Origin of the sequence: Micromonospora sp. WMMC415 (assembly GCF_009707425.1) — a bacterium.
Taxonomy (GTDB): domain Bacteria; phylum Actinomycetota; class Actinomycetes; order Mycobacteriales; family Micromonosporaceae; genus Micromonospora.
This window is the reverse complement of record NZ_CP046104.1, coordinates 4,473,076-4,484,374: the sequence shown is the minus strand read 5'-3', so window position 1 is coordinate 4,484,374 and position 11,299 is coordinate 4,473,076. Positions and strand designations below refer to the sequence as shown.

The 11,299-nt window shown below is 74.1% G+C and carries 11 protein-coding genes; 9 read left to right on the top strand and 2 right to left on the bottom strand.

The features are described 5' to 3' along the window. Nucleotides 1-81 precede the first annotated feature (81 nt). Nucleotides 82-1,887, bottom strand: coding sequence for a DEAD/DEAH box helicase (locus GKC29_RS21140; protein WP_230688743.1), 1,806 nt, complete (start codon nucleotides 1,885-1,887; stop codon nucleotides 82-84). Between the two features lie 135 nt (nucleotides 1,888-2,022). Further along, nucleotides 2,023-2,892, bottom strand: a complete 870-nt coding sequence (locus GKC29_RS21135) for a hypothetical protein (RefSeq protein ID WP_230688742.1) — start codon at nucleotides 2,890-2,892, stop codon at nucleotides 2,023-2,025. 134 nt (nucleotides 2,893-3,026) lie between these two features. Between GKC29_RS21135 and GKC29_RS21130 the strand changes: the two genes are divergently transcribed. From GKC29_RS21130 to GKC29_RS21095, 9 genes are all read left to right on the top strand, one after another. Next, complete coding sequence (locus GKC29_RS21130; protein ID WP_230688741.1) at nucleotides 3,027-4,022, top strand: sensor histidine kinase; 996 nt, start codon at nucleotides 3,027-3,029, stop codon at nucleotides 4,020-4,022. After that, nucleotides 4,010-4,183: a hypothetical protein gene (locus GKC29_RS30070; protein WP_230688740.1), complete on the top strand. Its 174-nt coding sequence runs from the start codon at nucleotides 4,010-4,012 to the stop codon at nucleotides 4,181-4,183. Before GKC29_RS21130 ends, GKC29_RS30070 begins: the two co-directional genes overlap by 13 nt. Then, nucleotides 4,180-4,785 carry a DNA-binding response regulator gene (locus tag GKC29_RS21125; protein WP_155332472.1) on the top strand — a complete coding sequence of 202 codons (606 nt, stop codon included), beginning with the start codon at nucleotides 4,180-4,182 and terminating at the stop codon, nucleotides 4,783-4,785. The genes GKC29_RS30070 and GKC29_RS21125 overlap by 4 nt, the downstream gene beginning before the upstream one ends. Nucleotides 4,786-5,183: 398 nt before the next feature. Beyond that, nucleotides 5,184-5,702: a 2'-5' RNA ligase family protein gene (locus GKC29_RS21120; protein ID WP_155332471.1), complete on the top strand. Its 519-nt coding sequence runs from the start codon at nucleotides 5,184-5,186 to the stop codon at nucleotides 5,700-5,702. Nucleotides 5,703-5,746: 44 nt separating this feature from the next. Continuing rightward, entirely contained in the window at nucleotides 5,747-6,586 is an 840-nt protein-coding gene (locus GKC29_RS21115) for an ABC transporter ATP-binding protein (protein WP_370463271.1), read from the top strand. Then, nucleotides 6,583-7,416 carry an ABC transporter ATP-binding protein gene (locus tag GKC29_RS21110; RefSeq protein ID WP_155332469.1) on the top strand — a complete coding sequence of 278 codons (834 nt, stop codon included), beginning with the start codon at nucleotides 6,583-6,585 and terminating at the stop codon, nucleotides 7,414-7,416. The genes GKC29_RS21115 and GKC29_RS21110 overlap by 4 nt, the downstream gene beginning before the upstream one ends. Then, nucleotides 7,413-9,305 carry a long-chain fatty acid--CoA ligase gene (locus GKC29_RS21105; RefSeq protein WP_155332468.1) on the top strand — a complete coding sequence of 631 codons (1,893 nt, stop codon included), beginning with the start codon at nucleotides 7,413-7,415 and terminating at the stop codon, nucleotides 9,303-9,305. Before GKC29_RS21110 ends, GKC29_RS21105 begins: the two co-directional genes overlap by 4 nt. After that, entirely contained in the window at nucleotides 9,302-10,186 is an 885-nt protein-coding gene (locus GKC29_RS21100; RefSeq protein ID WP_155332467.1) for a branched-chain amino acid ABC transporter permease, read from the top strand. Before GKC29_RS21105 ends, GKC29_RS21100 begins: the two co-directional genes overlap by 4 nt. Then, nucleotides 10,183-11,283: a branched-chain amino acid ABC transporter permease gene (locus tag GKC29_RS21095; RefSeq protein ID WP_155332466.1), complete on the top strand. Its 1,101-nt coding sequence runs from the start codon at nucleotides 10,183-10,185 to the stop codon at nucleotides 11,281-11,283. The genes GKC29_RS21100 and GKC29_RS21095 overlap by 4 nt, the downstream gene beginning before the upstream one ends. The last annotated feature ends 16 nt before the right edge of the window (nucleotides 11,284-11,299 follow it).

Sequence of the window (11,299 nt, the reverse complement as noted above, 5' to 3'; positions counted from 1 at the left end):
TGCCGGTCGGCAACGTGCGGCGGTGTTAACAAGGGACCCTTTCGCTACCGCAGGCGTTGAGAAGGGGCCCTTCCTTACCGCTCAGCGGCGCTGCCAGCCGCGGTCGCGGCGGCCGTCGAAGCGGCGGTCACCGTCGGAGCGGCGGTCACCGTCGGAGCGCCGGTCGTCGCCGTCGGTGTCGCGGTCGCGGTCGCGGCGTACGGTGGCCTTGCGGCCCTTGATCGTACTGCCGCGCAGCCCGGCGATCACCTCGTCGGCCATCCCGACCGGCACCTCCACCAGCGAGAACCGGTCGGCGATCTCGATCGACCCGATGTCCCGCCCGCTCACCCCGGTCTCACCGGTGATCGCGCCCACCAGGTCCTGTGGCCGGACGCCGGCGCGCCGGCCCAGCCCGACGAAGACCTGCGTCGTGCCGGCGCCGCGGGGCCGGCCGCCGCCGCGCCGGTCGCCGCGGCCCTCGTACCCGGGCCGGCCCTCCCGCGCCGGGCGGACCGCGACCTGCGGGATCTCCTCCTCCTCGTCCGCGGTGCCCGGCAACGTGGCCTCGTGCGCCAGGCGCACCGCGGCGAGCGCCACCTCCATCAGGTCGAACTCGTCACTGAGCGACTCGACGATGGCACGGAACGGTTCGAGGTCGTCCTCCAGCAGGCTCTCCCGCAGCGCCGCCTGGGTGAGCTCCAGGCGGCGGGTCCGCAGGTCCGCCACCGTGGGGATCTTGTCGACGGTGATCCGCTGACCGGTGACCCGTTCGATGGTCTTGAGCATCCGGTGCTCGCGGGGCTCGGCGAGGGTGATCGCCACCCCCTCCCGCCCGGCGCGGCCCACCCGGCCGATGCGGTGCACGTACGACTCGGGCGCCGACGGCACGTCGTAGTTGACGACGTGGCTGAGCTGCTCCACGTCCAGGCCCCGGGCCGCCACGTCGGTGGCGACGAGCAGGTCGGCGGTGCCGGCGCGCAGCCGGCCCATCACCCGGTCACGCTGCTCCTGGCTCATCCCGCCGTGCAGCGCCTCGGCCCGGTACCCGCGGCCGTTCATCGTCTCGGTGAGCCGGTCCACCTCCTCGCGGCTGCGGCAGAACACGATCGCCGCGGTGGGCGACTCCACGTCCAGCACCCGGCCCAGCGCCGCCGGCTTGTGCGCCCGCGACACGAGGTACGCGCTCTGCCGTACCCGGGGCGCCTCGCCGGCCACCGGCTGCTCGCGGGCGATGAGGATGCGCACCGGGTCGCTCAGGTGCTGGCGGGCCAGCCCGTCGATGCGCGACGGCATGGTCGCCGAGAACAGCACGGTCTGCCGCTCGGCCGGGGCGTGCTCCAGGATCGCCTCGATGTCCTCGGCGAAGCCCATGTCCAGCATCTCGTCGGCCTCGTCCAGCACCACGGTGGCGAGCCCGGCGAGGTTGAGGGTGCCCCGGGCGATGTGATCCAGGGCCCGGCCGGGGGTGGCCACCACGACGTCCACCCCGGCGTCCAGGGCGCGAAGCTGCCGGCCGATCGGTTGGCCGCCGTAGATCGGCAGGGTCCGGGTGCCGAGGTCCTTGCCGTACCGGTGGAAGGCCTCGGAGACCTGCACCGCCAACTCCCGGGTGGGCACCAGCACCAACGCCACCGGATTCCCGCCCGGCCGGTCGTCCGGCATCCGCTGCAGCAGCGGCAACGCGAACGCGGCCGTCTTGCCCGTACCCGTCGCGGCCTGACCGAGCAGGTCCCGGCCGGCCAACAGAGGAGGGATCGCCTCCCGCTGGATCGGCGTCGGCTCCTCGTAGCCGAGCGTCGAGAGCGCGGCCAGCAGTTCGTCGCGCAGGCCCAGGTCGGCGAAGGCGGTCGCGTCGTCGGTGGGCGATTCGGTGGGTGCGTCGTGCCGTACAGGTGCGGAACTCATGCCGCAAGCCTTCCATCACCGCCGCGCGTCCGCTCCGGCGACCGGCACAACACGCCGCCCGGGCATCCGCGGCCCCGTGCCGCGGATGCCCGATCACGTCGCCGACAGGGGTGCCGCACGCGCCCCGGTCGTTCCTCACGGCGTGGCGAGGATCATCAGGCTCACCGTGACACCGACGACGGCGTCGAGGACGCCACAAAACTCGGCGTACCCGCGGGGCACGACCTCGTTCCGCCGGTGGTGGACCGCGTCCCACGCCGCGTGGGCCAGCCACCCGGCGGCCACCAGCCAGAGGGCGGCGTCCCCGCCGAGGGCCACCGCGGCCAGGGCCAGCGCCGTCCACCCGGCCAGGCCCGCCAGTTGTACGGCGAGCACCCGGCGGTCGCCGAGCCGGCCACGGTACGCCCCGATCAGCAGGTAGCCACCGGGCAGGACGAGCAGGGCCAACGGGTGGGGCGCCAGCGGCGAGAACCAGTTGCCGAAGGTCATCAGCAGGGCGAGTCCGGTGGGCCAGCGGTGGGCCAGCGCGCGGACCCACGGGTGCTGGCGCGGGGTGGGGCGGGAGGCGTGGTGCCGGGCGTACTCGTCGCGGCGCCGGAGCATCGCCACCAGCATCGCCGGCAGCATCAGCAGATGACCGCCCATGAGCAGGGCATCACCGTCGATCAGCCCGGCCCGGAACGGCACGAGCAACAGCAGCACCGGCACGTACATGGCGGCGGTCATCTCGCCGATCGCCGGCCCGGAGTGCCCGCGGTACCACATCCACACCGCCATGCCGACGCTCATGTCGGTGGCCATGAGCAGCGCTCCGACGCCGGGTGACGCCGGCGCCAGCCCGAACGCGCCGGCCAACGCGCCGCGTGCCGGACCGAGCAGCAGCATCCCGGCCAGCATGGCCAGCGCCATCTCCAACAGGTGCCGGGCCAGGGGCCGGAGTCCGGCGCGCCGCGCCCGACCGTCCTCGTGGTGGGGGGTCGTCGTAGTGGAGGTCAGCTCTGTCATGGGATCGAGCCTTCCGGCGGCGCCCGGCCGGAACCATCCGCGCGGTGTCACCGGTCGGCCGGGCGGAACGCACGGGCCGACCGTGCGCACCCGGCGGGTCCACCGGTGGGGCCGCCGCCTCTACGCTTCAGACCGTGGTGGCGGACCCTGCGGTGCCGGGCGGAGACCGGACCTTGTCGCGCGCCCGGACCGCGACCCTGGTCTCCCTCGCCTCCGGCATGGCCGCCACCCTGCTCCTGCCGGCGGTGGGGCTGTCTCGGGAACCGGATCCCTGGCGGGTGACGGCCGGTGCGGCCGGGCTCGGCGCGTTCGCGGTGGTGCTGGCGGTGGCGCTGCGCACCGCGGTGACCCCCGCGTCGTCCGACCGGTCACGCCGGCGGCTGCGGTCCGCGTACGCCGCCGTGGCGGTGCTCGGCGTTCCGCTCGTCGCACCCGTGGCCGTCGGCGTGTGGCCCACCTGGGCCTGGCTGGGCGCGGCCGTCGTCGGCGGGGTCCCGTTACTGGCCCCGTTCCGCTGGGTGGCGCCGACGCACGTCGCCGCACTCGCCGTCGCCGGGGCGGTGGCCGGGTTGTCCGGTACGTCGGTGGCCCGGTCGCTGCTGGTCACCGGCCTGGGCGGCCTGGGCGTGGCCGCGGTGACGGGCTTCCAGGTGTGGTTCTGGGAGCTGCTGGTGCAGGCGGGGCAGGGACGGGCGGCCCAGGCTCGGCTGGCGGCGGCGCAGGAGCGGCTGCGCTTCGCCGGTGACGTCCACGACCTGCTCGGGCACCACCTGACAGTCATCGCGCTGAAGGCCGAGTTGGCGGCCCGCCTCGCGCCCACCGACCCGGAGCGGGCCGGCCGGGAGGCGGGCGAGGCGCAGCGCCTGGCGGCCACGGCGCTGACCGAGCTGCGCCGGACGGTGCACGGGTACCGCAGGGTCGACCTCGTCGAGCAGCTCACCGCCGTCGGGGAGGTGCTCCGCTCGTCCGGGGTGCGGTGCACCGTCGTGCCGCCGGCGGGCGAGCTGCCGCCGGAGGCGGCGACCCAGCTCGCGGCCGTGCTCCGTGAGGCGGGCACCAACGTGTTGCGGCACAGCCGGGCCGGCTGGGCCGGATCGAGATCATCCAGGAGGACGACGTGGCGCGGATGACCGTGACCAACGACGGGGTGACCGCCAGGGCGGCGCCGGACCGGCACAGCCACGGCCTGCTCGGCCTGGCGGACCGCCTCGCCGGCGTCGGGGGACAGCTGCGGACCCGCAGCGTCGACGGTGTCTTCACCGTCGAGGCGACCGTACCGACCGCCGCATGATCCGCGTCCTGCTCGCCGACGACGAGGACCTGATCCGGTCCGCCCTCGCCGCTCTGCTCGACCTGGAGGACGACCTGGAGGTCGTCGCGCAGGCCGCCGACGGGGACGCCGCGGTGACCGCTGCCCTCGCGCACCGGCCCGACGTGGTGGTGGTCGACCTGTCGATGCCCCGGCGGGACGGTTTCCAGGTCGCCGCCGAGCTGTCCCGGGCGCTGCCCGGCTGCGCCGTGGTCATCCTGACCGGCCAGGGACGGCCCCCGCACCTGGCCCGCGCGCTCACCGCCGGGGCCCGGGGCTTCCTGCCCAAGGGCGCGCCCGGCGGCGCGCTCGCCGACGTGATCCGGCGGGTGCACGCCGGCGGCCGTTACGTCGACCCCGCGCTGGCCGCCGACGCGCTGCTGATCCCGCCCTGCCCGCTCACACCACGCGAACTGGAGACCCTGCGCCTGGCGCAGGACGGCGCACCGGCGGCGTCGATCGCCCGCCGTGCGCACCTGTCCACCGGCACGGTGCGCAACTACCTGGCGGCGGCGGTGCAGAAACTCGGCGTCGGCAGCCGCGCCGAGGCGGTGCGAGCCGCGCGGGAGAACGGCTGGCTCTGAACGCCGCGCCAGCGACACCACCCCGGAAACCGCCATGCCGGGTGGCGTGGACCCGTGCCCGCAGGGCGCTGCCGTGGGCATCAGGGCGGGTGGGTGTCGGTCCGGGTCCTTTGGAGCTGCCCGCATGGACGGGGCAGGTTTCGCGGGGAGAGCGGGTCCGCGGGGGCGGACCGGGACAGGGCCGGCGGGACGTGCTGTCGAACCGGGGCGCATCGATACCGTGGGCGCATAGACGGGGCAGCTCCACAGTCGCCCCGGAGCAAGTCTGGGCGGGGCCGGCCCGGCACGGGAGACGGGGCGGCGGTCCGGGCGGGTCGGCCCGGTGCAGGAGGTCCGCAGCGGTGCCGGGCCGGTCCGGCTGCCCCAGGCGAGGCGGGGCGTCCGGTTAGCCTGGCGGGGTGCGTACGGTGGAACTGGTCTGCTCGGCGGGCCTGGACGCCGCCGTGCGGGCGGCGTGGGCGCGGCTCGGGTTGGCCGGCCTGCCGAGCCTGGCCCGCAACACCCACCCCACCAACCGTCCACACCTGACGCTCGCCGCCGTCGACGACTTCCCGCCGGGGGCGGTCGCCCGCCTGGTCGCCCTCCTGGACGCGGCGCTGCCGCTGCCGGCCGTGCTGGGCGAGGTCGCCGTGCTGGACGGCAGCGCTCCGCTGGTGTGGCTGGTGCGTCCCGGTCCCGACCTGGTCGCACTGCACCGCGCGGTCTGGGCGGTGCTGGCTGACGCGGACGGCCGCAACCCCTGGCACGCGCCGGACCACTGGACGCCGCACCTCAGCCTGGCACTGCGCTTCCGCGATGCGGACCGGAGCCTGGCGCGGGCGGTGGTCGGGTCGGACCGTCCGACCGGTTCCTTCGTGGGCGCCCGGAGCTACGACAGCGCCGACCGGTCCGTCCACGTCCTGTCCGGCCGGCGCTGAATCCACCCGATCCGATCTTTTGCGGCGGCGTTCCGCGGGGTTTAATGCTCGGTAACTTGTGGCGCACGCCACAGGCAACCCTTGGGGGTGCCGTGCTGCGGGTACGGAATCTCGAGGTCGTCTACGACGACGTGATGCTGGTCCTTCGCGGCCTGAGCATCACCGTGCCGCCCGGTGCGATCGTCGCGCTGCTCGGCGCGAACGGCGCCGGGAAGACCACCCTGCTGCGGGCGATCACCGGGCTGCTCGACATCCACGACGGCGAGGTCGCCCGGGGTGAGGTCACCCTGGACGGCGAGCCGCTGCACCGGCTGCGGCCGGCCGCGATCGTGCGCCGGGGCGTCGCCCAGGTGATGGAGGGGCGGCGCATCTTCGGCGAGCTGACCGTCGAGGAGAACCTGCGCCTCGGTGGGCACACCGACCCCCGCCGGATCCCGGCCCGGCTCGACGAGGTCTACGCGCTGTTCCCGGTGCTCGCCGACCGCCGACGCCGGACGGCCGGCTACCTGTCCGGCGGGGAGCAGCAGATGCTCGCGATGGGCCGCGCGTTGATGGCCGGGCCACGGTACCTGCTGCTGGACGAGCCCAGCCTGGGCCTCGCGCCCCGGCTCGTCGAACAGGTCCGGGAGCTGATCCTGCGGATCAACGCCGCCGGCACCGCGGTGCTGCTGGTGGAGCAGAACGCGACGATGGCGCTGTCCATCGCCGCCCACGGGTACGTGCTGGAGACCGGCCGGGTGGTGCTCGACAAGCCGGCCGCCCAGTTGCTCGCCGACGACGACGTCCGCGAGTTCTACCTCGGGCTGCACGCCGGCGACGGGTCCACCCGGCGGTCGTTCCGGGACGTCAAGCACTACCGGCGACGAAAGCGGTGGTTGTCGTGAGCCACGAGCCGACCCGGACCGACGAGCCGACCCGGACCGACGAGCCGACCCGGGCCGACGAGCCGATCCTGACCTTCGACGACGTGCGGCTCGCCTTCGCGGGCGTCCGGGCGATCGACGGGGTGAGCTTCACCGTCGGCCGCCAGGAGCTGTTCGCGGTGATCGGGCCGAACGGCGCCGGCAAGACGTCCATCTTCAACGTGCTCTCCGGCGTCTACCGGCCGCAGGCCGGCCGGGTCGTCTTCGACGGCGTCGACCTGATCGGCCGCCGCCCCCACGAGATCGCCGCCCTCGGCCTGGCCCGGACCTTCCAGAACGTCGAGTTGTTCGCCAACCTCACCGTCCTGGAGAACCTGCTGCTCGGGCGGCACCACCACATCCGCTACGGGCCCCTGGCGGCGGTCCTGTGGCGGGGCCGCGCCCGCCGCGAGGAACTCGCCGCCCGCGCGGCGGTGGAGGAGATCGTCGACTTCCTGGAGCTGGAGCAGTGGCGGCGGATGCCGGTCGGGCTGCTGCCGTACGGGGTGCAGAAGCGCGTCGAGCTGGGCCGCGCGCTCGCCATGGAACCGAAGCTGCTGCTGCTGGACGAGCCGGTGGGCGGGATGAACCTCGAGGAGACCGAGGACATGGCCCGCTACATCCTCGACGTCCGCGAGGAACTCGGCATCCCGATGGTGCTCGTCGAGCACGACATGGGCCTGGTCATGGACCTCGCCGACCGCGTCCTGGTGGTCGACTTCGGCCAGCCGGTGGCCACCGGCACCCCGGCGGAGATCCAGCACCATCCGGACGTCATCCGCGCCTACCTGGGGGAGGTGACCAGGACATGAGCACCACCACCGCGCCGTCGGGGACGCCCGCCGCGGACACCGCCGGCGCCGCCGCCACCACGATCGCCTCCCGGGTACGTGACCGCGCCCGCGCGACCCCCGACCGGGTGGCCATGCGGGAGAAGGTCCGTGGCGTCTGGTCGGAGGTCGCCTGGGCGTCCTACTGGGACACCGTGACCACGGTGGCGCACGGCCTGCTCTCCCTGGGCGTACGGCCCGGTGACCGGGTGGCCGTCCTGGCCGAGAACCGGCGGGAATGGCTCTGGACCGACGTGGCCACCGTGGCCGTCCGGGGCGCCACGGTCGGCCTCTACCCGACCAATCCGGCCGGCGAGATCGGTTACCTGCTGGCCCACTCCGGGGCGCGCGTGTTGGTGGCCGAGGATCAGGAGCAGGTCGACAAGGTCCTCGACGTCATCGACGACTGCCCCGACCTGGAGCACGTGGTCTACCTGGAACCGCGCGGCGTCCGGGGCCGCTACACCCACCGCGCCCTGCTGCACTGGGACGACTTCCTCGCGCTGGGCACCGCGCACCGGGTGGCCCACCCCGGCGCGGTCGACCACCTCATGGCCGCCGCCGCCGACACCGACCTGGCCACCCTCATCTACACCTCGGGCACCACCGGCCGGCCCAAGGGCGCCATGCTGACCAACGCCAACGTGGACTTCGCCGTGCGGACGGTCACCGACGGCGCCGGCCTGGCCGACCCGCCGCCGGGCCCGGACGACCTGATCCTGTCGTACCTGCCGCTGTGCCACGTCGCCGAGCGGGTCTTCACCACCTGGAGCAACGCGGGCGCGGGCGTGCAGGTCAACTTCGCCGAGTCGATCGCCACCGTGCCGGCGAACCTGCGCGAGGTGCAGCCCACGCTGCTGTTCGGGGTGCCGCGCATCTGGGAGAAGATCCTCGCCACGGTCACCACGCGGATCGCCACCGCCTCGCCGCTCAAGCGGGCGGTCGCCCGCTTCTGGCTGCGGGTCTCCGACCGGATCGGGGCCCGGCTCGTCGCCACCGGCGGCCGGCACACCGCGGCCACCCGGCTGGCGTACGCGATCGGCTGGGTCTTCTGCTACCGGGCGCTGCGCGAGCGGATCGGTGTGCGCCGGGTCCGGTACGCGGCGTCCGGCGCCGCCCCCATCGCCCCCGAGGTGCTGCGCTTCTTCATGGGCATCGGGGTTCCCATGCACGAGGTGTACGGCATGACGGAGAACTCCGCCATCGCCACCGGCAACCACCCCGGGCGGGTGAGGCTCGGCACCGTCGGCGAGCCGCAGCCCGGCGTGGACCTGCGCGTCGACGAGGCGACCGGTGAGATCCTCACCCGCAGCCCCGGCGTGTTCGCCGGCTACCTCGACGACCCGGAGGCCACCTCGGCCGTGCTGGAGCCGGACGGCTGGCTGCACACCGGCGACGTGGGGGAGTGGGTGGACGGCACGCACGTGCGGATCACCGGCCGCGCCAAGGACATCATGATCACGGCTGGCGGCAAGAACATCGGACCCGCCGGCATCGAGAACGAGCTGAAGGCGTCCCCGTACGTCAAGGAGGCCGTGCTGATCGGCGATCGGCGCCCGTACCTGGTGGCGCTGATCGGCATCGAGCCGGACACGGTCGGGCAGTGGGCGCAGACCCGCCGGCTGGCGTACACCACCTACCGCGACCTGACCACCAAGCCGGAGGTGGTCGAGCTGGTCCGGGGCGTCGTCGACGAGGTCAACCGCCGGCACCCCCCGGTCGAGCAGGTGAAGCGGTTCCGGCTGCTGCCCAAGGAACTCGACCAGGACGACGGCGAGCTGACCGCCACCCAGAAGGTCCGCCGGGAGGCCGTCGGCCGGGCCTTCGCCGACCTGGTCGACGACCTGTACGCCCCGGGTGGTGACCGGTGACGGAGCTGATCGAGAGCCTGCTGCGCGGGCTCGGCACCGGCAGCGTCTACGCCCTGCTCGCGCTCGGGTTCGTCATCATCTACAAGGCCACCCGGGTGATCAGCTTCGCGCAGCCGGCGTTCATGCTCGCCGGCGTCGTGGCGGTCACGTACCTCAGCCCGGCCGTCGGCTTCTGGGCCGCGGTGCCCCTCGCGGCGCTCGGCACGGCGCTGCTCGCGCTGGGGGTGGAGCGCAGCGCCGTCCGTCCCATGGTGGGGCGGCCGGCGTTCGTCGTCGCCATCATCACCCTCGGCGTGGACGTGGCGGTCCGGGTGGTGGTCAACGCGTTCATCGGCCTGGACGTGCGGCACGTCGGCGACCCGTGGGGGCTGCGCACCCTCGCCCTCGGCCCGGTGGAGATGCAGCAACGGCACCTCGCCGCGGTGGCCGCGGCGGCCCTGCTGGTCGCCGGGCTGTTCGCGTTCTTCCGCTTCACCCGCACCGGGCTGGCCATGCGCGCCGCCGCGCTCGACCAGGAGGCGGCCCTCGCGCACGGCGTCTCCGTCGGCGCCGTCTTCGCGGTCAGTTGGGCCCTCGCCGGCGGGCTGGCCGCCGTCGCCGGGACGTTCGCCGCCGCCGGCGCCAGCGTGGACAGCGCCCTCTGGCTGATCGCCCTGACCGCCCTGCCGGTGATCATCCTCGGCGGGTTGGACTCGCTGCCCGGCGCGGTGATCGGCGGGCTCGCCGTCGGCGTCCTCCAGGAACTCGTCGCCACGTACGCCAACGACGTCGCCTGGCTCGGCGGCAACGTCTCGGTCATCACCCCGTACGTGCTGATGCTGGTCGTGCTGCTGGTCCGCCCGTACGGGCTGTTCGGAACCCGGGAGGTGGAGCGGGTATGAGGGGTCGGCCGCTGCTGCGCACGTCGTACGCGGAGGAGCTCGCGCTGCTCGACACCCCGGCGAAGCGGTGGTGGACCGGTGCGCTGCTGGTGCTGGCGTTCACGCTGCCCTTTCTGCTCACCGACGACCTGCTGCAACTGCTCGCGGTGTGCTGCGTCGCCGCGATCGGCGCGATCGGGCTCGGCCTCGTCACCGGGTACGCCGGCCAGGTCTCCCTCGGCCACGCGTTCTTCCTCGGCATCGGGGCGTACACGGCCGCGGCCCTCAGCGGCGACCCGGACGGCCGGGTCATCGGCCTCGGCGTCACCGACATCGCGCTCTGGCTGCCGGCCGCCGGCCTCGTCGCGGCGGTCGCGGGGGTGCTGGTCGCGCCCCTCGCGACCCGGCTGCGCGGGCTCTACCTCGCCATCGTCACCCTCGGCCTGGTCTTCATCGGCCAGCACATCTTCAACGAGTGGTCGTCGCTGACCGGCGGCGCGGGGGTCGGCCGGCCGGCGGCCACCCTGGAGTTCCTCGGGCGGCCGCTCGCCGTCACCGACGAGGTCGCCACCCGCGACCAGAAGCTGTACTGGTTGATGCTCGCGCTGCTGCTGGTCTTCGCCCTCGCCGCGCGCAACCTGGCCCGCTCCCGGATCGGGCGGGCGTTCACCGCGATCCGCGACCGGGACATCGCCGCCGGCGTGATCGGGGTGAACCTGCCCCGCTACAAGACCGTCGCCTTCGCCGTGTCGTCGTTCTACGCCGGCTGCGCGGGCGCGCTGCTCTACACCGTCACCGGCTTCTTCGACCCCGGTTCGTTCAGCCTGCTGCTGTCCGTGCAGTACATCGCCATGGTGCTCATCGGCGGCGCGGGCACCATCTCCGGCGCCGTCGCCGGGGCGTTCTTCATCACCCTGCTGCCCCGGCTCACCCGGGAACTGCAGGCGTGGGTGCCGTTCATCAGCACCCAGCCGAACGAGGTGCCGAACGTCTTCCAGGTGGAGACGATCCTCTACGGCGTACTCATCATCGTCTTCCTCATCTTCGAACCACGCGGGTTGTTCGGCCTCTGGGTACGGGCCCGCAGCTACTGGAAGGCGTGGCCGTTCTCCTACTGACACACAAGTGAGGAAG